Raw genomic sequence first — 21,682 nt, 5'->3', positions numbered from 1 at the left:
ATGCCCGTCGCTGTCATCACCGGGGGAAACAAGGGGCTGGGCCTTGCGCAGTCGCGCCGCTTTCTGGAGGCGGGGTTCGACGTGTTTGTCGTCGCCCGCAGCCGGGGAGACGTGGACAGCGCAGAGGGGGCGCAGTTCGTGGAATGCGACCTCGCGGCGGATCGCGCGGCCGACTGGCTGGGAGCGCTGCATGGGCGTGTCGGGACGATCGCGGCACTGGTCAACAACGCCGGTGTGCATCTGAAGAAACCGATCTGGGACGTGGCCCCGGATGAGCTGGACCGGGTGCTGGACATCAATGTGCGCGCCATGTTCGCGGCCTGCGGGCGCTATGTGGACCTGCACCGCGAGACCGGCGGCGCCGTGGTCAATATCGCCTCGATGGGCGGGATCATGGCGCTGCCCTCTGCCGCCGCCTATGTCACCGCCAAGACGGCGGTTGTCGGGCTGACCCGCTCTGTCGCGGTGGATGCCGCGCCCTTTGGCATCCGCTGCAACGCGGTGTCCCCCGGCTTTATCGAAACCGACATGACCCGCGCGATCCTGGCCAAGGATCCTGCGCGACGCGACAAGATCGAGGGGCGGATTCCCTCGCACGCCTTTGGCACGCCGCAGGATGTGGCCGATGCCGTTTTCTACCTTGCCTCTGACCGCGCCGCCTATGTGAACGGCGTCAACCTGCCGGTCGACGGCGGCTATGCGGTGGGGTTCTGAAAGGATGACCATGCTTCAGACAAAACTGACCGCCGCGCAGACCGTTGAAACCTTGCCGCAGCGGTTGGGGCCGATCCCCGAAGGCCACGCGCGGCTGCGTCTTGCCGTGGCCAGCCTGTGCGGCACCGACCTGCATTACTACGCGCATTTCGCCAACGCCGGCTTTCAGCTGCAAAACCCGGTGACGCTGGGCCATGAGGCCTGTGCCTATGTTGTCGATCCGAATGGGTCTGATCTGCGCGAGGGGCAGTTGGTGGCGCTGAACCCGATCATGAACTGCGGGGAATGTGCGCCGTGTCAGCGGGGCGAGGAAAATCTCTGTACCGCCAAGAAATTTCCCGGCTCGGCGACGACCGTGCCGCATCTGGACGGGTTCTTTCGTGAGGTGATCGACCATCCGGCGCGGTGCTGCCGCCCGGTGGCGGACGGGGTGAACCCGCGCCACCTGACCTTTGCCGAGCCGATGGCCTGCGCCTTGCACTCTTTGAACAAGGGCGGCGTTTGTGCGGGCCAACAGGTGTTGGTGACGGGCTGCGGGCCGATGGGCCTGCTGGCGATTGCGGGGGCTGCGGCGCGCGGCGCGCATGTGACGGCGCTGGACCTGCGGGCGGGGGCGGTCGAGGTCGCGCTGAAAGCGGGGGCAGAGACCGGGCTGGTCATAGGCCAGTTTGACGAGGGTGAGATCGAGAAACGGTTCGACGTGGTGGTCGAGGCCTCGGGCGCGATCCCGGCGTTCAACACCGCGCTGAAGGCGGTGCGGCCCAAGGGGAGGGTGTCGATCCTGTCCAACATCCAGCTGCGCGAGGCGCAGGTGATGCTGCACCTGATCATGCTCAAGGAAATCGAGATTGTCGGTTCGTTCCAGTTCAACCGCGAATTCGAAGAGGCGGTGCAACTGGTCGAATCCGGTGCGGTCAACTTCGACGCGCTGACGGCGGCGACCTACCCGCTGGACAGGGCAGGGGAGGCGCTGGCCGCGATGGCGGCGGGCGGGGCCTTTGGCAAGATCTTGTTGCTGGGGCCGGAGGCATGACCCGGACCTACGATCATATCGTCGTCGGTGGCGGTTCTGCCGGGGCGGTGGCGGCGGCGCGGCTGGTTGAGGGCGGCGCAAAGGTGCTGTTGCTGGAGGGCGGGCACCACCACCGGCACCCGCTGCTGGACATGCCGCCGGGGGTGTTCAAGCTGCTCAAGAACGGATCGAAGTACTTTCAGACCCACAAGACGACGCCGCAGCCGCAACTGGGTGGACGGCAGACAGAGATCCCGCAGGGCAATGTCCTTGGCGGTGGATCGACGGTGAACGGGCAGGCCTATGTGCGCGGGCGGCCGCAGGACTACGATGCGTGGCACGAGGTGCTGCGCGGCGGCAATGACGGTGTCAGCTGGGCCTGGGACGACGTGCTGCCGCATTTCAAGCGGTTGGAAGGCAACCGCAAGTTCAATGACGATCTGCACGGCTGCGACGGACCTTTGGTGGTGTCGGACCCCGGCCATGTCGATGACATGGCGCGCTGGTTCGTGCAGGCGTTGCAGGCGCAGGGCGAGCCGTTCAACCCGGATTTCAATGGGCGCACCCAGCGCGGGGCGGGCTATTTCCAGTTTACCTATGATCAGGGCCAGCGCGTTTCGGCGGCCTATGCCTTTCTCGACCCGCTCAAAGACAACCCGAACCTGACAATCAGGCTGCAATCGCGGGTGCGCCGGGTGGTGATCGAAAACGGCCGCGCGGTGGGCGTTGTCTGGCGCGATGCCAAGGGCGCAGAGCACGAGGCGCGGACAGGCGGTGAAATCCTGCTGTCCGCGGGTGCCTTCGTCACGCCCAAGCTGTTGATGCTGTCGGGGATCGGCCCGGCGGAGCATCTGCGCGAACATGGGATCGAGGTGGTCGCCGATCTGCCCGGCGTCGGGCAGAACCTGCAGGATCACCCGGATGTGTCGATCGTGGCGCGGGCCAACGGGCCATATGGGTATTTCGGGCAGGATCGCGGCTGGAACATGCTGCGCAACGGGCTGGAATTCAAACTGTTCGGTCGCGGGCGGATCACCACCACGGGGCTGGAGGCGGCCTGTTTCGTCAACCCGACCGACCCCGAGGCACTGCCGACGCATGAGGCCTATTGCATCCCGGTGATGTACCTGAACCCCGAGCAGGCCAAGACCATCCGCGAAAGCCACGGCGTGTCGATCCAGATGGTGCTGTTGAAACCGCGGTCGACCGGGACGGTGAGCCTTGCCTCTGCCGATCCGGACGCGATGCCCGTGGTGAACCCCAACTTTCTGTCCGATCCGGCAGACATGGCCGAGATGATCAAGGGATTGCGTTATTTTGGTCAGACCATGCGCACCGCGCCGCTGGCCGATCGGGTGGCCGAGGTGGTCGCACCAACAGAGTGGTCGGATGCCGCGCTGGAGGATCATTGCCGCAAAGTGGTCAAGACCAACTTTCACCCCGCAGGCACCGCCAAGATGGGGGCCGAGGGCGATCCGCTGGCGGTGCTGGACGCGAGGATGCGGGTGCGCGGTATCGCGGGTCTGAGGGTCTGCGACATGTCTGCCGTGCCGGAGATCCCGGCCGGAAACACCAATGCACCCGCGATGGTCCTGGGGGACCGCTGCGCCGATATGGTCTTGGGGTGGCTCTAGTTTGAGCATTCCAAAGCAAGAGAATCGTAAGACCGAACTCAGAAATTTTGCAGTTAATCTTGACAAAGGCGCCGAATCTCTGCCGAATGCCTTAACTTTGGTACGACCAAAATGATCCGAGGACACTATGCCTGACCTGTCGCGCCTGATGCGGGAAAAGAACATCATCTTTGTCACTCTGGCCCTGTGCCTGGTCTTTTACATGATCAGCCCGCGTTTCCTGAGCCTTGACAACATGTCGGCCATCTCACGTCAGATTGTGCCCATCGGGCTGATCGCGCTGGGGCAGTTCTTTGTCGTCCTGTCCGGCAACATCGACCTGTCGATGGGCATGGGATCGGTGCTGTTCGCTATCGTGCTGGGAGTGTTCTTTGGCATGACCGGGGGCGTGGCACTGGGGATCGTGGCGGTGATCGTCTGCTCACTGGCGCTGGGGTTCTTCAACGGGATGCTGGTGGCCAAGCTGAAGCTGCCCGCCTTTATCGTCACCCTCTCGATGCTGTTCTGCGCACAGGGCCTGTCCGGCCTGATCATCCCGCGCGGGCAACAGATTTTCCTGATGGGCGGCTTTTTCCGCTTTGTCGGGGCGGAAAAGTTCATGGGGCTCTACTGGTCCTTCCTGTTCCTTGTCGCGCTCTTTGCGCTGGCCTGGGTGGTCTACAACCACACGCGCTGGGGCGCTGCGGTGATCGCCGTGGGCAACTCCGAGGAAAATGCCCGGTTGGCCGGTGTGAACGTGGACCGGGTCAAGATCGGGGTCTTCATGTTCTCTGCCCTGTGCAGCGGATTTGCCGGGATCATGCTGTCGACCCGCATGGGCTTTGTGCAGCCGGGGCTGGATGGCAACGGGCTGCTGCTGGACGGGATCGCCGCGATCATCATCGGCGGCACGTTGATCCTGGGCGGGCGCGGCACCATCGGCGGCGCCTTCTGGGGGCTGCTGTTCATCGGCATCATCAACAACGCCCTGAACCTGCTGAACGTCGAGGACGTCTGGCACCAGGTGTTCAAGGGCGCGGTGATCCTGGCGGCGCTGGGGGCCAACTGGATCCTCTGGCAGTCCCGCCAGGTCGAGGCGCACTGACGCGCCACAGAAATTCAACACGGAGGAGACTGACCCATGAAACTCAAGACAGGACTTATGGCCGCAACGGCGCTGGCCATGTTTGGCGCGCCGGTTCTTGCGGCGGATGACACGCTGGACATCGTGTTCATCAACGACGGCCACGTCGCGCCCTATCACGTCGCATGGCTGAGCGGCTTCGAGGACGCGATCAAGGCCTACGACGAGGCGTTTGACGACGTCAAGGTGACGGGCCGCTGGCTGTCGGCCGAAGGGTCGCTGGAAAAGATGATCCAGCAGACCGAGGTGACGATCAACGAAGGCCCGGACGTGATGTTCGTCAACGCCATCAACGTCGATGCGTTCGAGCCGCTGGTCGCCAAGGCGCAAGAGGCGGGGATCACATGGATCGCCGTTCACTCGCCGATGGACAGCGCCGATTACAGCTTTACCCTTGGGGACGTGGTGAACGGCACCAATCAGGGTCTGGCCATGTGCGCCCTGTCGGGTGGTGAACCCTACAAGGTGGCCATCATGCTGGGTCAGGCGGGCAACCCGTCGGGCGAGGCGCGCCACGAAGGCATCCTGAAGGGCATCGCGGCATGTGACAACGTCGAGGTCGTGGCCGAACAGCCCGCCGACTGGGACACCGTCAAGGCGCAGTCCATTGCGGAAAACTGGCTGACCCAGTACCCGGACCTGAACGCCATTTCCGGGGTGACCGATGGCTACATGTATCCCTCCATCGCCATTGCCATGAACGGCGGTCGGGAGCTTGATTTCTACGGCTATGACGGCGACATCCCGATCCTGCAGCAGATGACTGACGGATCGGTCAAGGCCGATATCCTGTTGTCGGGCACGCGGGAGGGCTGGAACTTTGTCCAGATGGCCTATCGCATCCACAAGGGCGAGACCCCGGACAAGGTCTATGATTTCTTCACGCCGTTGGTGCTGACCGAAGAGAACCACAAGGTGGCATTGGCCAACGGGTTCCCCGAGGATGTGCAGGTCTACTACGTCGATCAGGCGCTGGACGTGGCCGCGAAAGGCTATCTCGAATTTGGCCCCGACTCGGTCAAGTAAGGCAGGCGGGCGGCGGTGGCCTTGCCGCTGCCGCCCCATTTTTCCGGAAAGAGTGCCATGACCACAACCACGGCCGCAGCGCCCCCGCGCCCCCGCAAGGCGATGGACAGCCTGACCCAGCGCTATCTTGTGCTGATCGGGCTCATCGTGATCGCCTCGGTCGGGTTCAGCATCGCCAACGACAATTTCTATTCGCTTGCCAATCTCGGCATCCTGCTCCGCTCGATCGCGGTTCTGTTCCTTGTGTCCATGGGCATGACGTTCATCATGCTGACTGGCGGGATCGACCTCAGCGTGGGCTCTAACGTCGCCTTTTCCGGCGGGGTGGGGGTGATCACCCTGACCACCACCGGCAGCGCGCCCTTGGGGTTCGCTGCGGCGATCCTGGCGGGCATGGCCATCGGTGCGGTGAACGGTGTTTTCATCGGTCGATTGCGGCTGTCGGCCTTCATGGTCTCCCTGGCCACCTTTGCGCTGGCGCGCGGTCTGGCACTGGTGATCTACGACGCGAATTCCATCAATGTATCCAACACAACCTTTCTTTGGTTGGGTGGACAAAGCTGGGGCAGCATTCCCGTCGTGATCCCCTTTGTCGCGCTGGTTTTCGTGGCGCTGTCGCTGGTCCTTTACAGGTCGACTTTCGGCCGCGACGTCTATGCGGCGGGATCGAACATCAACACCGCCTTTGTGCTGGGACGCAGGCCGGAACGCACGCTGGTCTGGGTCTATGTCCTGTCCGGCGCGCTGGCGGGCCTGTCGGCGATCATCACCGTGGGCCGCGTCTCTTCGGGTCAGCCGTGGACGGGTCTGTACCTGGAGTTCGATGCCATCACGGCGGTGATCCTTGGCGGCACATCGCTGTTCGGCGGGCGGGGGCGTCTGCTGGGCACGATCCTTGGCGTGCTGCTGTATGGCATCATCATCAACGGGCTCGTCCTGACGGGCACCAACCCCTACCTGCAAAGCCTCATCAAGGGTCTGATCCTGCTGGGTGTGGTGCTGCTGGATACCCTCGTACAGCGGAGGCAGGCACAATGACCGAACGTCTGGACATGCTGGGCATCGGCAAGAGTTTCTTTGCCACCCGCGCCCTTGATGACGTCAATTTCTCCTGCACGGCAGGGGAGGTGCACGCGCTGGTCGGGCTGAACGGCGCTGGCAAGTCGACGCTGATGAAGATCCTCGGCGGTGTCTACCAGCGCGATGAGGGTGAGATCCGCATCAACAACACCCCGGTCGAAATTGCCGCCCCTGCCGACGCCGGTCGGCACGGCATCGCGATGATCCACCAGGAACTGTCGCTGATCGGTGAGTTGACCGTGGCGGGCAACATCTTTCTGGGCAAGGAAATCCGCCACAAGGGCACGCCTTTCATGAACAAGGCGGAAATGGCCCGGCAGGTGCGTGCCCAGCTGGACCGGTTCGGGTTGGCGCTGGACCCGCACAGGCCGGTGCGTGAACTGAACTCGGGCGAGAAACAGATCGTCGAGATCATCCGCGCGCTGATGTCCGACGCCTGGCTGATCGTGATGGACGAACCGACCTCGGCCCTGTCCGAGGAAGACAAGGAAATGCTGTTCGACTTCATCCGCCGGATGAAGGCCGAGGGGATCGCCATCATCTATATCTCTCACCACATGCCAGAGATCTTTGGCATTGCCGAAGATGTGACGGTGATGCGCGACGGGGTGATCGTCCTGTCCGAACGCATTGCCGAAACCTCGGAGGATCACGTCATCAAGTCGATGACCGGGGCAGAGCTGGACCAGTTCGTCAAGCCGCACAAGCAGATCACCGGCAAGGTGGTGCTGTCGGTCGACGGGCTGAGCAGCCCCGGCAATTACGACGGCGTGACGCTGGGCGTGCATGAGGGCGAGATCGTTGTGCTGACTGGCCTGCGCGGGTGCGGTGCGCCGGAACTGGCCAAGGCGATATTCGGTCTGGACGCGGGCTATGGCGGTGAGGTCCGCTATCTGGACAAGACCCTGAAACCGGGGCGCGGCCCTGCCGTGGCGGTGCGCGAGGGCATGGGTCTTGTCACCGAAAACCGCGACAAGAACGGCATCCTGCCGCCGCTGTCGGTGCGCGACAACATCGCGCTGCCGTTCCTTGAGAAAACGCTGAAAGGCGGGCTGATCGACGGCGCGCGGGTGGACAGTATCGTTGCCAAGGCGATCCGCGACACCTCGACCAAGACATCCTCACCGGATCAGGAGATCCGCTTTTTGTCCGGCGGCAACAAGCAAAAGATCTGTTTCTCGCGCTGGCTGGACGAGGATCTGAAACTGCTGATCCTGCTGGAACCGACGCGCGGCATCGACGTGCATGCCAAGGCCGACATCTACCGGATCATCGAGGATCTGGCCGGACGCGGCGTCGGCATCCTGATCCTGTCTTATGAAATCGACGAGGTGCTGATGTTGGGCGACCGCGTGCTGACGATGTACCAGGGCGCGACGATCCACGAGTACGCCTATCCGCATTTCGACAAGGACCGGATGCTGGCCGACATGGCCGGGGCCGGTCACACGACCTGAAGGAAATCCCCCGTGTTCTACAAATGCTTCATCGACAATGAATGGGTCGAGGCGTCGAATGGCGCCCGGCTGGAGGTGACCAATCCCGCCACCGGCGAGGTTTGGGCCGAGGTGCCCGCCTGCACGGGCGCAGAGGTGGCGCGCGCATTGGAAAGCTCTCAGCGGGCGCAGAAAAAGTGGATGATGCTGCCGCCTGTGGAACGCGCCGCCTACCTGTACCGCATCGCCGAGGGGATCGAACGCGAACGCGACCTGTTCGAGGACCTGCTGGTCAAGGAGCAGGGCAAACCCCGTGCCGAAGCCGCCGGAGAGGTCACGGACACGATCCGCTATATGACCTATTCCGCCGAGGCCGCGCGACGGTTGCGCGGCGATATATTGCCCTCTGACAACCCGCGTGAGCAGTTGTTCATCTACAAGGTGCCTTACGGGGTGACGCTGGGCCTGTGTGCCTACAATTATCCCCTGGCGCTGATCGGGCGAAAGGTTGCCCCGGCGCTGGTCACCGGCAACACCATGATCGTCAAGCCGCATGAGGCGACGCCGGTCACGGCCTCCGTATTCTGCCGCATCGTGCAAGAGGCGGGGGTTCCGCCGGGGGTCATCAACATGGTCACCGGCACCGGGGCCGAGGTGGGCGCGCCGCTGGTCGAAAGCCCGGTGGTGCGGATGATCACCCTGACCGGGTCGATCCGGGCGGGGCAGGCGATTGCCCGCGCCTCGGCGCAGAACATCACCGCGCTATCGCTGGAACTGGGCGGGTCCGCGCCCTTCATCGTGCTCAAGGACGCCGATCTGGACAAGGCGGCGGCGGCCTGTGTGACGGCCCGGTTCGCCAATGCCGGGCAGGTCTGCATCTGTTCCGAGTCGGTGCTGGTCGAAGAGGCGGTCGCCGATGTCTTTACCGAAAAGTTGCTGGAACACGCGGCCAAGGTAAAGCTGGGTGATCCGGCGACCAATGGCGGCATGGGTCCGATCACAACCGCCGATGCGCTGGAGCGGGTCGAGCGGATCGTGGCCGAGTCCGTCGAAGGCGGGGCCAAGGTTGCGCTTGGCGGCAAGCGTCCCGAGGGGATGGGCGGTGGCCACTGGTATGAACCGACCGTGCTAACAGGGGCCACGCCAGACACGGCGGCGGTGCGCGAAGAGATCTTTGGCCCGGTGCTGCCGGTGGTGCGCGTGGCGGATTACGAAGAGGCGCTGCGCGTGGCGAACGCCCGCCCCGACGGCCTGTCCGCATACCTGTGGACGCAAAACCCCAGCATCTACATGGACGCGATCCAGCGGCTGGAAACGGGGACGATCTTTTTGAACTCAGGGATAACCGGGATGGTGCAGGGGTATCACAACGGCCACAAGCTGTCCGGGCTGGGCGGCGAGGACGGGATGCACGGCATCGAGGGTTATTTACAAAAGCGGACGGTGTATCAGGCGTACTAGCAACCGTATCTTTCGGGCGGTTTGCCACCATTCAAGGCGTCAGCCTGCGCGTCCTGCACATCGCCCCTTCAATCTATGAAAACCTGCGCAATGCACGAACGGCCGAATCAGTGAAGCCACAGCGCAGCGCGGTCCTCCGCCATGGAGTTCTGGTCAGGGCCGGTTGAGCCGCTCAGCCAAGGGCGGAGCACTCGAAACCTCAGTATTGAGCATTGGCAATATCAAAAGCCACAGAACGCCTGAGAAATTTATTTCTCAGGCGGATGGGCAATTTGTTTCCTCCTGGCCCGGAGTTTTTCGGACGCAGGGATCGATGTTTGTTTCCATCAACGCCGTGGATTGGTGTCCCGGGGCTCCTGCCCGCGGGACACCGCCGTTCACATCATTCCGCCCATTCCACCCATGTCGGACATTTCGCTGCCGGCACCGGCCTTCTCGGGCTTTTGCGCGACCATCGCTTCGGTCGTGATCAATAGCCCGGCAATGGACGCGGCGTTTTCGAGCGCGATCCGGACGACTTTCGTCGGATCGATGACGCCGGCCTTCAGCATGTCGACGTATTCCTCTGTCTGCGCGTCGAAACCGAAGGTCGGGCTGTCGTTCTCGATCACCTTGCCAACAACGACCGATCCGTCGACGCCGGCATTTCCGGCAATCTGGCGCAGCGGCGCCTGGATCGCGCGGCGGACGATCTTGATGCCGGCATCTTGATCGCTGTTGTCACCCTTCAGCGTCGCCAGCACCTTGCCAGCATGAACCAGGGCCACGCCGCCACCGGGCACGACACCTTCCTGAACCGCAGCGCGGGTGGCGTTCAGCGCATCGTCCACGCGGTCCTTGCGCTCCTTCACCTCAATCTCGGTGGCCCCGCCGACCCGGATCACGGCAATGCCACCGGCGAGCTTGGCCAGGCGTTCCTGCAGCTTCTCCTTGTCGTAGTCCGACGTGGTCTCCTCGATCTGCGCCCGGATCTGGGTGACGCGCGCCGCGATCGCGCCCTTGTCGCCGGCTCCGTCGATGATCGTCGTGTCATCCTTGGTGATCGCGACCTTCTTCGCCGTGCCGAGCATGTCCATCGTGACATTCTCCAGCTTGGTGCCCATTTCTACGGAAATCACCTGTCCGCCCGTGAGCACGGCAATGTCTTCCAGCATCGCCTTGCGGCGGTCGCCAAAGCCGGGCGCCTTGACGGCCGCGACCTTCAGTCCGCCGCGCAGCTTGTTGACGACCAGCGTCGCCAGAGCCTCGCCCTCGATGTCCTCGGCCACGATCAGCAGTTGCTTGTCTGCCTGAATGACTGCCTCCAGCAGCGGCACCATGGAAGCAAGGGACGACAGCTTCTTTTCGTGAAGCAGGATGACGCAGTCATGCAGCTCGACGACCATCTTCTGAGCGTTCGTGATGAAGTAGGGGCTCAGATAGCCACGGTCGAACTGCATGCCCTCGACCACGTCGGTTTCGGTCTCCAGTCCCTTGTTTTCCTCGACGGTGATCACGCCTTCATTGCCAACCTTGGCCATCGCATCCGCGATCTGACGACCGATCGCGACCTCTCCGTTGGCTGAAATGGCGCCGACCTTGGCGATCTCGTCGCTGTCGCCGACGGGGCGGGACAGGGTCTTGATCTCGGCCACAACCGCAGCGACGGCCCTGTCGATCCCGCGCTTGAGATCCATCGGGTTCATTCCGGCCGCGACCGACTTCATCCCCTCCCGGACAATCGCTTGGGCGAGGACGGTTGCGGTCGTGGTGCCGTCGCCCGCCTCTTCATTGGTGCGCTGCGCGACCTGCTTGACCATCTGCGCGCCCATGTTCTCGAAATGGTCGGACAGCTCGATTTCCGCGGCGACGGTCACACCGTCCTTGGTGATGCGCGGCGCGCCCCAGGATTTGTCGATGATGACGTTCCGGCCCTTGGGTCCAAGGGTGATCTTCACGGCGTTGGCCAGCGTGTTGATGCCTTTCAGCATGCGGTCGCGGGCATCTGTACTGAATCTAACGTCTTTGGCGGACATGGGTGTCGCTCCTGAGAATGAAATTTCGGCGTCGATTTCGGAGTCAGGCCATGACGCCGAGAATGTCGCTCTCCTTCATGATCATGAGATTTTCGCCACCGAGTTTGATTTCGGTCCCTGACCATTTTCCGAACAGGATCCGGTCGCCCGCCTTGACATCCATGGCGATGCGCTCGCCATCCTCGTCCTTGGCGCCGGCGCCGACCGCGACGATCTCACCTTCCTGCGGCTTCTCTTTTGCGGTGTCGGGAATGATAAGCCCGCCTGAGGTCTTCGCGTCGCCTTCGATGCGGCGGACGAGAACCCGGTCGTGGAGTGGAGTGAACGACACGTAAGTGCTCCTTCTTCGTGTTTCCAAGGGAGCATGGCGATGGTCGGAGGTGCTTTGGCACTCGCCATACCGGAGTGCCAATTGTATGGAAATGATGGCTCGGCAGGCGTTCTACAATAGCGCCTCAGGAACATCTTTGCGCTTCGACGCGAACGGGAACCACAGAAGTTCCGGCGCACCGTCGACGCTCGACTTCACAAGCGACGAACCGAGTTTCCGCCAGCGATGATCGCGTTGATCAAATCTGCCACGGCCCGGTGATTTGCCGTGTCGAATTCGGTGCCGACGGCGTTCTCATGGGTCGCCGCTGCGTCGCGAAGCACGCCCACGATCTCATGCTCCGGCAGCAGTCCGCGATCATTCAACGCAAGCAGAAGCGCCTCGCAGATCGATAGGGCGGCTTGGCCTGCGTGCTCGCTCGTCGTGGTCATGCCCGTATTCCTTCCAGTGCATCATCACCTGTGGGAAGTTGAGGTTCAAATTGATCCGTACTTTTCGCAGGAACTTCGCTATGCTGGACTGATCCAGAGCAGTGTCCGGGCCGATTTCCGCTTTTGGGTCACCACGCGCCAGGAGGCCCCATGAAATCCATTGAACACAGCCCCCTTACGCGCAAGCTCTCGGCCTTTGTCGCGCTGTCGGAGGTCGAGCTTGCTGTGCTTGAACGATTGCACCAGCGTCGCCGATCCTTCGTTGGGGGGCGGGATATGGTACATCAAGGCCAGTCCGCGCGGGCTGCGTATATTCTGTCTGCGGGTTGGGTTTGTTCCTACAAGCTACAGGCCGACGGGACGCGCCAGATAGTGGATTTCCAGATCCCAGGGGATTTCCTGGGGTTGCGGAGCGTTCTACTGCGCACCTCGGACCACAGTTTTGAGCCCATCGTGGACATCGAGGCTGCCGAAGTGCTGACGAGCGACCTGCTGGAGGCGTTTGCCCAGACCCCTCGCCTGGCGACTGCCATACTCTGGGCGGCGTCAAGGGACGAGGCGATGGTCGTGGAGCATCTCGTCGGGATCGGGCGGCGTGATGCGGACGCCCGCATGGCGCATTTCCTGCTGGAGCTGGGATCGAGGCTTGCGCTGGTCGGCATGGGCGGCAAGGACGGGTTCGACTGCCCGCTGACGCAGTATCACCTCGCCGATACGCTGGGGTTGAGCGCGGTCCATGTGAACCGCGTTCTGCGGCAGCTTCGCGAGAGTGGACTGGTGACCTTTCGGGACGGACATGTGACGTTTCACGACTATGGCGGTCTGGTGGAACTTGCCGAGTTCGATCCGGCATATCTGGACCAATCGGGGCCGCTGTTGAAATGAAAGGGCCGCCCTCCATTACCTGGAGGGCGGCCCCGGATGTCACGTCAGACGCGGGCGGTCACGCGAGGGCGTGGGTCGCCGCATCGAGTTCCTTGTTGGTCTCGGCGTCGTTCTTCGCCGTGTTCGCCTTTTCGGCGGCTTTGTAATGCTTCAGCGCCGCATCCTTCTTCGGACCAGCGGGCGCCTTGTCCCACGTGGCCTTCACGGAGGTCATCTTCTCGGCAGTCTTGTTCTGTTCGGGAGTCATTGGATTGTCCTTTCATGGACGTTCCGAGAACAAGAAGCGCGCCAACATGCCGACCTTTTGGGGATCGGCACGCCCGCACGCTTCTCGGGTACTCGGAAAACTGCGCCGCCAAATGTTCGGCGGGCGCATCTCTCACTACCCGTGTCGGCGCCTCGCCGCACTGACGCAGGTTAGCCTCGGCGTGCGCTGCTGCGGATTATTGACGGCGCCTAGGGCAATCAGGGGGTCCGCGCGTCGAACGATAAAAGGCACGCGGACGTCTGACCCGGCAAATGCAGTGACCGTGCGCAGGTCACGCCACCGTCGTTTGCTGGTGGGCGAGCCGCAGCCATTTGTCTTCATCGAACAGATATGTCGAGGCGCAGATTGCCTTGTAGATCGGGACGTCGGGTTTCTCGGCCGAGACCCGATAGGTGAGAATGGCGATGTCACGACAGCGCGTCACCCGCCGTTCGGCCATGATGGCGGTCCGCCAGCCGGTTCTCTTTTTCAGGTGGTTCCAGATATGATCGCCCTGCAGGATGCTGGGAGGATACGGAAAGATCATGACGGCGTTGCTTGCCGTTGTCGCCTGCACATTGTCCGCGCCGCTGGTCCAGAAGTGCTCCTCCATATCCCAGAGAACACTCTGTTCCTGCGGCGACAGGGTTCCGGACTTGTGCGCCGTATGATCCGGCGTCTTTGTGGTCTTCGTGGAAACGGTCATTCGCCTGAGCCCGAACCGCCAGCCGTCAACACCTGAAACAGCACGAAGATGATTGCCAGTATTGTCCAGATTGCGCTGCCAGTGCCCAGGCGGCCGTTGCCGACCGACGTGACAGCCCGCTTCAAACCCAATGACGCCTGGCCTTCGGGGAGCAACTGGCTCAGGTCTCGTGCGACCCTGCCGTTATCGCTTGCGAGCGTGGGAACGTCCCGAAATCGTGCCAGCAGCGTGCCCAACCGCGCTCGCGCTCCGTCGCGTCCGAGCGCTACAAGTTCAGCGGTTTCCTTCCATGGATCGAGGCCGAGCCGCGCGAGGGTGGAGAGGACCGTCACGACATATCCGTTCCGGTCCTCGCCGACCGACGCATAGAGAAATCGCTCGAACTCGGGCGGGTTGGGGTTGAGAATTTTGCCTTCGGCCATCGTCATTCATTCCTTGGTTGCAGGAACGCAAATCGTCCCCGTTTCCCCAAGGCTACGCGCAGGTCAGTTCCGGCGCGCTTACACAGGTCAGTGTCTGCGACTGTCCCCAGGGCATTCGCAACCTGTTTGGTGCCCGGGACTAACATGTGTCAGCGCCAGCCAAACGATCCCGAGGTACAAGAGAAGAAATCGTTCGACCCGTCAGGCCCGGAATCCGAGGGGTCTTCGACAGTGGTGAGCGACGGATCTGCCAACATCGCGGAGACCAGAAATGAACATGCGGTCGACCAGATCGACGGTAACGTTTTCGAACCCGTTCACCTTGTCGGGATACACCGACGACCTGCCTGCGGGCGACTACGAACTTCTCGTCGAAGAGGAGCTTCTCCAGGGGCTGAGCTTCGAGGCTTACAGACGGACGGCGACCTACCTGACGGTGCGCGGCAGGGGCGGGCATGCGGGACGCTCCGAGTTGCGGGCGATTTCTGAATACGACCTGAAAGAGGCCCTGATCCGTGATCGGGTCGCGACCGAAAAGAAGAACGATCACAGCGATGCGGCGCTTTCCCCGCAGGAGGATAGTACATGAACACTCCCGAATGGCTCAAACCCGGTATCTATGGTGCCGTGATCGGCGCTGTCGTCGTCGGCATCGTCGGATTTTCGTGGGGCGGCTGGGTGACTGGTAGCACCGCAAATGACAGGGCGTTGGCGATGTCCCGCAACGATGTCGTGGCGTCCATGGTCCCGGTCTGCCTCGACATGGCGCGGTCCGACCCGGGACGGGCGGAGAAGCTTGAAACGATCCGGGCCGCCTCGACATATCAGCGGCGCAACGCTGTCATGGCGGCAGGCTGGGCGACGGTTCCCGGAACCGATGCCCCGGACCGTGATATTGCGCAGGCCTGTCTCGCGGCCCTCGAGCTTTGAGCGATGAAATAATGTCTCATGCCACGTCACTCAGAGCGGAACTGGCCGTGGTACACGGGCAAACTCTGCCGGCATCGCCGCCGGAGACGAACCATCCTGAAGGACGTGTCGACGGCAAGTACCCGACCGGACATCTGCTGGCACGACTGTTCTCGAAACTAGCTTTCGCGGCCGGTGTGGTCGCGGCTCTGGCCTTCCCCGCCTTTGCGCAGGATGGCACCGGCCCGATGCCCGAGAACGCTCAGCCGCGCGGCTACGGTGGCGGCTGGGTCTGTGATTCCGGTTACCGGGTGGAGCGTGCCGAATGTCTGGCGCTCGATATCCCCGAGCATGCCTATCCGACCGGGCACTCCTACGGGGCGGGGTGGGAGTGCGACCGTGGGTATGAGGAAGTGAACCGGACTTTCTGCAATCCCATCCCGGTGCCCGCCAACGCCTTTCTCCGGGCTTTCGGCTATGACTGGCAATGCGAACGCGGTTTCCGGCAAGAGCGCGATGCATGTGTGCCAATCGTTCTGCCCGAGTACGCCTATCTGACAGAAGACAGATCGGGAACGGGATGGACTTGTGATCGCGGCTATGCGGCCGTTGCAGGGACATGCATGCCGATTGCCGTGCCAGCGAACGCATATCTGACCAACGCAGCCTATGGCGCTGCCTGGGCGTGCGAGAGAGGCTTTGTCAAGATCGACGACCGATGCGACGCCATCGTCGTGCCCGCAAACGCGTTTCTCGCCCAGGCATCCTATGGACCAGGTTGGAGCTGCGAGCGAGGGTACGAGCCGTTGAGCGGCGCCTGCGTCGCCATTGATCTGCCGGAGAACGCCTATCTCGACCGATCCGGCAACCGGTGGAGCTGCAATCGAGGCTTCCAGCTATCCAACGGGGTGTGCATTCTTGGACGGTGATCGTGACATGACAAGACGAGGCAATGTGTCCGGCATGCGGGTCAGCATAGGGTGTCGTCTGCGATACAGCTTTCGGCAGCCGACGCCAATGATCGCGCTGCTGAACGTCCACTACTCGCGCTTTGGCGATCTGGAACGCGCCGATTACCTCGTCACGTCGCCGAGCGTACCGCTCGAAAGCTACCGGGACGGCTTCGGCAACTGGTGTACGCGCCTCCTGGCTCCGGCGGGCGACTTCTGCCTGTCGACGGATGGTATCTTTCGCGATACGGGCCAGCCCGATCCCGTCTTTCCCGACGCGCAGCAGCACGCGGTTCAGGACCTGCCATACGAGACCCTCGTGTTCCTGCAGGGGAGCCGGTATTGCGATACCGACCTTCTTTCAGAGGAAGCCTGGAGTCTTTTTGAGACCACGGAGCCTGGTTGGTCCCGCGTTCAGGCGATCTGCGATTTCGTACACGGACATGTCCGCTTTGACTACATGGAGGCGAAAGCGACGCGCACGGCATCACAGACCTTGGCCGAGCGGCAGGGTGTTTGCCGCGACTTTGCCCATCTCGCCATCGCCCTGTGTCGCTGCATGAACATTCCGGCCCGCTACTGCACCGGATATCTGAGCGACATCGGGGAACCGCTCCCTCATCCGCCGGGGGATTTCGCTGCATGGATGGAGGTGTTCCTTGCTGGTGAATGGCACATGTTCGACCCGCGCAACAACAAGCCGAGGTTTGCGAGAATTCTGATCGCGCGCGGCCGCGATGCTGCCGATGTGCCTCTGACCCAGACATTCGGCAAAAACACGTTGACGGAATTCAAGGTCTGGACGGATGAATTGGCCTAACTGACTTTGGCTTTGTTCGAACCGCGTCGTCGTAAATCGAGTGGCCAGTCCCCATATATATAGAGAGCCGCCGCCAAGCCTCCCGGTCCACCATGGACGAGGAGTTGGCGTCGGCCAATCAAGGGATCGATGACATGTCCTTATAGGGCCTGACCGCTCGTGCTGCGGCCGCAATGGCGCGGAAGCCCGCTGAAACCGCAAAGTCCAACGTGAAAGCGGAAGAGCCCAAAGCCGATGGCAAGTGTACGGCGCCTAAAACGAAGATGCCTTGAAACGCGCACTGGCCACGCGGCCCATATTCGAACCGGGGCGCGCGCACGACCCGCAGCAACACAGGAGAGGATCACGCCGATGGAAGATCTGACGACCAAGACCGTTGCGGTTTTTGCCCGACCATTCACCGTTCCAGGCTTTGCGGAGATGCTTCCGGCAGGGGAGTACGAGATCGAAACGGAGTTGGTTTCACCCCCTGATCAACAGCATCCCGCAGCTTGGAAAGCCTCCGTCCTGGTGAAGCTTCATCCCCGGATGTCGCATCCCGGGCTTGCGCGGACTCTGACCGTTTCCCTTGCCGACCTGGACCGTGTACGCGCGCGGGACAAGCTGGCAGGCGGGGTGTTGGCCGATTTTTTTCTGGAGGATATGCTGGCTGATCCGATGGTGCGTCTGGTGATGAGGGCGGACGGGGTGTCCGAGGGGCATCTGCGACATCTCTACTCGGAGAGCGGGACGCCTGATTCCTACTCGAATTTTCCAGCGTCGAAGACGGCCATCCAAGGAGCGCGGGACGAAGAGTCAATACGGGCCGCGGAGAACGAAGGCATGCCTACGCGACCGGAACCACATTCGCCTTCGCGCAGCCGGTACGTAGAGGGTCAGATGTGATGGCCAACCAGGATATCGCCGAAGGAGCCATGCGAGACACCGCGACGGCAAAGGCTATGGGAGACGTTCCGCAGGAACGCCAATGCCTGCGATGCCATACCCTCTTCTGGAGCGAAGGTTTCGGAGAGCGGATTTGCCGGCGCTGCAAGGGATTGAACGCTTGGCGAAACGCCGTATCTGTCAGTCCGGGCGCATCCCGCCGCCGCTGATCCGCATCGGCTAGCCTTTCTGGAAATTGGTTTGGCCTGTCTCGTCATCGTTCACACCAGAACCTACCGATACCGTCTCCCGCTCTCTCTCGGACCGCACAGGTTGATGCTGCGTCCACGCGAAACGCGGACACTGCGCCTATTTTTGCAGGCCCTGTCCATTGCTCCGACGGCCAATGTAACATTGGCAAATGGTGTGCCCGACAATTTCATAGGGACCGCACTCTTTGACACTCCGACAGATCATCTGGCGCTTCAAGACCCGCGAGTAACAGGAACGCCGCTGGCCCGACGCGGCTGCGCTGTGTGGAGGCTACACCGCATCGGGCCAGCTTCCGTCGCACCAGAGGGGGTCATTTTTGGGCGCCTTCAGGGGGTCAACATTCGGTGCCGATTGACACAGAAACAACGCGAGCTACTCGAAAGCATCACCGAGGCCTGCATCGGCTCGGGTGTCGATTTCACCTGGACCTTCGACACCAACGGAACGGCACATGCACGGGATATCGTGACCGACACCGGCTGGAAGATCGTGCTGGATCGCGGCCTGGATATTTTCCAGGCACCGGTCCGTCGGGAAGGTTTCAACCTTGGCGACCGCCTACAAGAACACCGTATGGTGAAGGGGCTTTATGTGACCTATGTCCGCCAATAGCTCCGGATGCGAGTCGATTGCTGTCGCCACATTTTTTCTCGATCGGTCGTCAGGCCGATCACGCTCGTCCGGAAGTCAGGGTGGATTCCGGACATTCTCTGCACCTGCGAAGCAGCTGAGTCAACTTCAGCAAAACGGACCTTCTCACATCAGCTTCAAGAGGGTCTGTCTGCACCACCGCTGGAAAGCGTCGCTCCCGTTTCCGCCAATTGTGCCGTTGCAGGATGTTCGTAATTCGCGAGGCGTCGGCACCCGCCCGTGCGTCAGGCCGCCCCATGCACAGCGTATACAAAAGCCCTCAGTGCTTGTCCGACAGAGACGAGGCGCGCCAGTCGGGGCATTCCTCGGCGGGGTTCGGGCTGTGCTCTGCCGCGCGGATCGCGTGGATGGCCGCGTATTCGTCGCGGTCCGACGTGTCGCCGCTGATGCCCACGGCGCCCACGGTCATGCCCTGGGCATCCTCGATCAGAACGCCGCCGGGGACGGGGATGAAGCGCCCGTCAGAGGCCGCCGCGATGGCGTTCTGAAACGCCGGGCGGGCCGAGAGGTAATCGCGGATCGTGCGGCTGGACAGGCCCATGCCGAGCGCGCCGTAGGCCTTGCCAAGGGCGATGTCGAACCGCAACAGGCCCGAGCCATCCTCGGACTTCATGCAGACCATGCGGCCGCCGCTGTCCAGCACGACCACGGTGAGGGGTTTCATCCCCTCGCGGTGGCCGATCTCCAGCGCGGTTTGCAGGATGGTTTCGGCAGTGGACAGCGATAGCGAAGAGGCAAGTTTCATGTCGGTCCTTTCTCAGCGCATGAGGTTCGGCAGCCAGGTGACAATCTCGGGGAAGGCCAGCAGGGCGATGATGGTGATGACATCTGCAATAAAGAACAGCGCAATGCCCCGAAAGACATCCGGCAAGGGTATGTCGGGCCTGACCGCGCTGACCACGAAACAATTCAGCCCGATGGGCGGGGTGACAAGGCAGATCTCTGCCATCTTCACCACGATGATGCCGAACCAGATGGAATCGAACCCCAGCGCCATGACCGCCGGGTAGACCACCGGCAGCGTCAGCAGCAGCATCCCGATGGCATCCATGAACATGCCCAGCACGGCATAGGCCAGCAGGATGCAGATCATGATGACCATGGGCGGCGCGTCAATCGACACGACCCAGCCGGTAAAGGCCTCGGCCAGACCCGAAAAGCCCAGGAAGCGGACAAAGATCGTGACGCCCCAGATCAGCGAGAAGATCATGACCGTCAGCTTGGCGGTTTCCATCAGGCTGTCGGCGATGGGCTTCAGGCCCGCGCCACGCAGCAGCGCCACGGCAAAGATGATGCCCGCGCCAAGCGCGCCGGCCTCTGTCGGCGTGGCCCAGCCCTGGTAGATGGCCGAGATGATGATGAAGACGACCGCCATGATCGGCAGCAGCGGGGGCAGGGCGGTGATCCGCTCGCCCCATGTGACGCGCTCTGTCTGGGCGGGGGCGTGTTCGGGTTTGACCAGTGCCCAGAGGATGATGATGGCGCCGTAGATCAGGGCCGAGACGAGGCCGGGCAGGAACCCCGCCAGCAGCAGGCGGCCGACGGATTCCTCGACGATGATGGCATAGATCACCAGGATCGCTGAGGGCGGGATCAGCGTTGCCAACGTGCCGCCCGCCGCCACGACCCCCGCCGACAGGCGCTTGTCATAGCCATGTTTCAGCATCTCGGGGATGGCGGTACGGGCAAAGACGGCAGAGGTGGCGGTGGAGGCGCCCGACACGGCGGCAAAGCCTGCCGTGGCAAAGACCGTGGCGACGGCCAGCCCGCCGGGCAGCCAGCCCAGCCACTTGCGCGCCGCATCGAACAGTTGCGCCGTCATGCCGGCGTGAAAGGCGACGAAACCGATGAAGATGAACATCGGCAGGACCGACAGCGCGTAGGTGGTGGATTTCGCGTGTGGCACAATGCCGACGACCCCCGCCGCCGGGCCCCAGCCGATCAGCTCGACCAGGCCCAGAAGGCCGACGGAGGCGGCGGCAAAGACCACGCGCACGCCGATGAACACCAGGAAGATCATCAGGCCGACGCCGATCAGCCCGACGGTAAGCGGGTATTGGAAACCGAGTCCGATAAGCATGTCAGGTCTCTTTTGTCTCTGTGGCGTGTTGCGCCTCTTCGCGGGCAACCTCTGCGGCGTCCTTCATCAGGGTCACACCCTGCGGGTCGCGGCTGGGGTCGATGAACAGCCGGACAGACCCGGCAAGCTGGACAGCCAGCCGCAGGAACCACAGCGAAAACGCCAATGGCACCAACAGCTTGGACGGCCAGACAATAAATTCGGCGTCAATGGTGGTGTCGCCCAGCTGGTAGGAGCGCCAGAAATGCGCGCCGCTGTACCAGATCAGCACCCCGATGATGGCCATGCCCAGCAGGCTGCCGACGATCTCTGCCGCCCACAGCGGGCGGCCCCGCAGACGGCCAAGGAACAGCTCCATGCGGATATGGGCGCCCATGCGCTGCGTGTAGGCGGCGCCCAGAAAGGCCATGCCCGCCATCGACAGTTCGACCAGATCGACATAGCCGGTCAGGGGCAGGTCAAAAAGCGTGCGCATCACGATCTGCGCGATGCCAAGGCACATAAGCGCAAAGACGAACAGCGCGGCGATGAAGTTGGTGGCATTCTCGATCGGCGACAAGAGCCGGTCGGCGCGGGCCACGGGGCCGCGCGTCGAGGTAGTGTCAGACATGG

General features: G+C 62.7%; 24 protein-coding genes. 15 read left to right on the top strand and 9 right to left on the bottom strand.

Features of this window, described 5'->3' with window-relative positions:
* From CHB90_RS12720 to CHB90_RS12685, 8 genes are all read left to right on the top strand, one after another.
* Nucleotides 1–714 carry an SDR family NAD(P)-dependent oxidoreductase gene (locus tag CHB90_RS12720; RefSeq protein ID WP_089278247.1) on the top strand — a complete coding sequence of 238 codons (714 nt, stop codon included), beginning with the start codon at nucleotides 1–3 and terminating at the stop codon, nucleotides 712–714.
* 10 nt (nucleotides 715–724) lie between these two features.
* The gene (locus CHB90_RS12715; protein WP_212591599.1) at nucleotides 725–1,747 is read left to right on the top strand and encodes a zinc-binding dehydrogenase; all 1,023 of its coding nucleotides are present in this window, start codon (nucleotides 725–727) and stop codon (nucleotides 1,745–1,747) included.
* A complete protein-coding gene (locus tag CHB90_RS12710; RefSeq protein ID WP_089278245.1) occupies nucleotides 1,744–3,360 on the top strand; it encodes a GMC family oxidoreductase in 1,617 nt (538 codons plus the stop codon). Before CHB90_RS12715 ends, CHB90_RS12710 begins: the two co-directional genes overlap by 4 nt.
* A 127-nt stretch (nucleotides 3,361–3,487) precedes the next feature.
* Nucleotides 3,488–4,444 carry an ABC transporter permease gene (locus CHB90_RS12705; protein WP_089278244.1) on the top strand — a complete coding sequence of 319 codons (957 nt, stop codon included), beginning with the start codon at nucleotides 3,488–3,490 and terminating at the stop codon, nucleotides 4,442–4,444.
* Between the two features lie 36 nt (nucleotides 4,445–4,480).
* On the top strand, nucleotides 4,481–5,509 hold the full coding sequence (locus CHB90_RS12700; protein WP_089278243.1) for a sugar ABC transporter substrate-binding protein: 1,029 nt from the start codon (nucleotides 4,481–4,483) through the stop codon (nucleotides 5,507–5,509).
* 57 nt (nucleotides 5,510–5,566) lie between these two features.
* Nucleotides 5,567–6,547 carry an ABC transporter permease gene (locus tag CHB90_RS12695; protein ID WP_089278242.1) on the top strand — a complete coding sequence of 327 codons (981 nt, stop codon included), beginning with the start codon at nucleotides 5,567–5,569 and terminating at the stop codon, nucleotides 6,545–6,547.
* Nucleotides 6,544–8,046, top strand: a complete 1,503-nt coding sequence (locus CHB90_RS12690) for a sugar ABC transporter ATP-binding protein (protein ID WP_089278241.1) — start codon at nucleotides 6,544–6,546, stop codon at nucleotides 8,044–8,046. The genes CHB90_RS12695 and CHB90_RS12690 overlap by 4 nt, the downstream gene beginning before the upstream one ends.
* A gap of 12 nt (nucleotides 8,047–8,058) precedes the next feature.
* A complete protein-coding gene (locus tag CHB90_RS12685) occupies nucleotides 8,059–9,486 on the top strand; it encodes an aldehyde dehydrogenase family protein (protein WP_089278240.1) in 1,428 nt (475 codons plus the stop codon).
* A 377-nt stretch (nucleotides 9,487–9,863) separates the two neighbouring features.
* Here CHB90_RS12685 and groL read toward each other — a convergent pair whose 3' ends face one another.
* From groL to CHB90_RS12670, 3 genes are all read right to left on the bottom strand, one after another.
* A complete protein-coding gene (gene groL, locus CHB90_RS12680; RefSeq protein ID WP_089278239.1) occupies nucleotides 9,864–11,501 on the bottom strand; it encodes a chaperonin GroEL in 1,638 nt (545 codons plus the stop codon).
* A 43-nt stretch (nucleotides 11,502–11,544) separates the two neighbouring features.
* Complete coding sequence (locus tag CHB90_RS12675; protein WP_089278238.1) at nucleotides 11,545–11,832, bottom strand: co-chaperone GroES; 288 nt, start codon at nucleotides 11,830–11,832, stop codon at nucleotides 11,545–11,547.
* 194 nt (nucleotides 11,833–12,026) lie between these two features.
* Entirely contained in the window at nucleotides 12,027–12,263 is a 237-nt protein-coding gene (locus CHB90_RS12670) for a hypothetical protein (RefSeq protein ID WP_089278237.1), read from the bottom strand.
* Between the two features lie 150 nt (nucleotides 12,264–12,413).
* Here CHB90_RS12670 and CHB90_RS12665 point away from each other — a divergent pair, with 150 nt between their 5' ends.
* Nucleotides 12,414–13,148, top strand: a complete 735-nt coding sequence (locus CHB90_RS12665) for a Crp/Fnr family transcriptional regulator (RefSeq protein WP_089278236.1) — start codon at nucleotides 12,414–12,416, stop codon at nucleotides 13,146–13,148.
* 58 nt (nucleotides 13,149–13,206) lie between these two features.
* Here the strand turns inward: CHB90_RS12665 and CHB90_RS12660 are convergent, their stop codons facing one another.
* From CHB90_RS12660 to CHB90_RS12650, 3 genes are all read right to left on the bottom strand, one after another.
* Nucleotides 13,207–13,395: a hypothetical protein gene (locus tag CHB90_RS12660; RefSeq protein WP_089278235.1), complete on the bottom strand. Its 189-nt coding sequence runs from the start codon at nucleotides 13,393–13,395 to the stop codon at nucleotides 13,207–13,209.
* A gap of 292 nt (nucleotides 13,396–13,687) precedes the next feature.
* Complete coding sequence (locus CHB90_RS12655; protein ID WP_245823241.1) at nucleotides 13,688–14,101, bottom strand: hypothetical protein; 414 nt, start codon at nucleotides 14,099–14,101, stop codon at nucleotides 13,688–13,690.
* Nucleotides 14,098–14,523, bottom strand: a complete 426-nt coding sequence (locus tag CHB90_RS12650; RefSeq protein ID WP_089278275.1) for a hypothetical protein — start codon at nucleotides 14,521–14,523, stop codon at nucleotides 14,098–14,100. Before CHB90_RS12650 ends, CHB90_RS12655 begins: the two co-directional genes overlap by 4 nt.
* Before the next feature lie 271 nt (nucleotides 14,524–14,794).
* Between CHB90_RS12650 and CHB90_RS12645 the strand changes: the two genes are divergently transcribed.
* The 6 genes from CHB90_RS12645 (at nucleotide 14,795) to CHB90_RS26785 (ending at nucleotide 18,951) form a co-directional block, all read left to right on the top strand.
* The gene (locus CHB90_RS12645; protein ID WP_170941057.1) at nucleotides 14,795–15,112 is read left to right on the top strand and encodes a hypothetical protein; all 318 of its coding nucleotides are present in this window, start codon (nucleotides 14,795–14,797) and stop codon (nucleotides 15,110–15,112) included.
* On the top strand, nucleotides 15,109–15,453 hold the full coding sequence (locus tag CHB90_RS12640) for a hypothetical protein (protein ID WP_089278233.1): 345 nt from the start codon (nucleotides 15,109–15,111) through the stop codon (nucleotides 15,451–15,453). The genes CHB90_RS12645 and CHB90_RS12640 overlap by 4 nt, the downstream gene beginning before the upstream one ends.
* An 11-nt stretch (nucleotides 15,454–15,464) precedes the next feature.
* Complete coding sequence (locus CHB90_RS12635; RefSeq protein WP_141135867.1) at nucleotides 15,465–16,361, top strand: hypothetical protein; 897 nt, start codon at nucleotides 15,465–15,467, stop codon at nucleotides 16,359–16,361.
* Nucleotides 16,362–16,449: 88 nt separating this feature from the next.
* A complete protein-coding gene (locus CHB90_RS12630) occupies nucleotides 16,450–17,202 on the top strand; it encodes a transglutaminase-like domain-containing protein (RefSeq protein WP_245823240.1) in 753 nt (250 codons plus the stop codon).
* Between the two features lie 351 nt (nucleotides 17,203–17,553).
* The gene (locus CHB90_RS12625) at nucleotides 17,554–18,087 is read left to right on the top strand and encodes a hypothetical protein (protein WP_089278230.1); all 534 of its coding nucleotides are present in this window, start codon (nucleotides 17,554–17,556) and stop codon (nucleotides 18,085–18,087) included.
* A gap of 240 nt (nucleotides 18,088–18,327) precedes the next feature.
* On the top strand, nucleotides 18,328–18,951 hold the full coding sequence (locus CHB90_RS26785) for an MIT C-terminal domain-containing protein (RefSeq protein ID WP_212591598.1): 624 nt from the start codon (nucleotides 18,328–18,330) through the stop codon (nucleotides 18,949–18,951).
* 298 nt (nucleotides 18,952–19,249) lie between these two features.
* Here the strand turns inward: CHB90_RS26785 and CHB90_RS12610 are convergent, their stop codons facing one another.
* Genes CHB90_RS12610 through CHB90_RS12600 form a run of 3 tightly spaced genes read right to left on the bottom strand, consistent with a single transcriptional unit; the run spans nucleotide 19,250 to nucleotide 21,680 of the window.
* The gene (locus CHB90_RS12610) at nucleotides 19,250–19,735 is read right to left on the bottom strand and encodes a GlcG/HbpS family heme-binding protein (protein WP_089278229.1); all 486 of its coding nucleotides are present in this window, start codon (nucleotides 19,733–19,735) and stop codon (nucleotides 19,250–19,252) included.
* Nucleotides 19,736–19,747: 12 nt separating this feature from the next.
* Nucleotides 19,748–21,070 carry a TRAP transporter large permease gene (locus tag CHB90_RS12605; protein ID WP_089278228.1) on the bottom strand — a complete coding sequence of 441 codons (1,323 nt, stop codon included), beginning with the start codon at nucleotides 21,068–21,070 and terminating at the stop codon, nucleotides 19,748–19,750.
* 1 nt (nucleotide 21,071) lies between these two features.
* Nucleotides 21,072–21,680 carry a TRAP transporter small permease subunit gene (locus CHB90_RS12600; protein ID WP_089278227.1) on the bottom strand — a complete coding sequence of 203 codons (609 nt, stop codon included), beginning with the start codon at nucleotides 21,678–21,680 and terminating at the stop codon, nucleotides 21,072–21,074.
* Nucleotides 21,681–21,682: the final 2 nt, after the last annotated feature.

It is taken from the genome of Antarctobacter heliothermus, from assembly GCF_900188425.1.
In the GTDB taxonomy this organism is placed as follows: domain Bacteria; phylum Pseudomonadota; class Alphaproteobacteria; order Rhodobacterales; family Rhodobacteraceae; genus Antarctobacter; species Antarctobacter heliothermus.
This window is presented reverse-complemented; position numbering and strand designations above follow the sequence as displayed.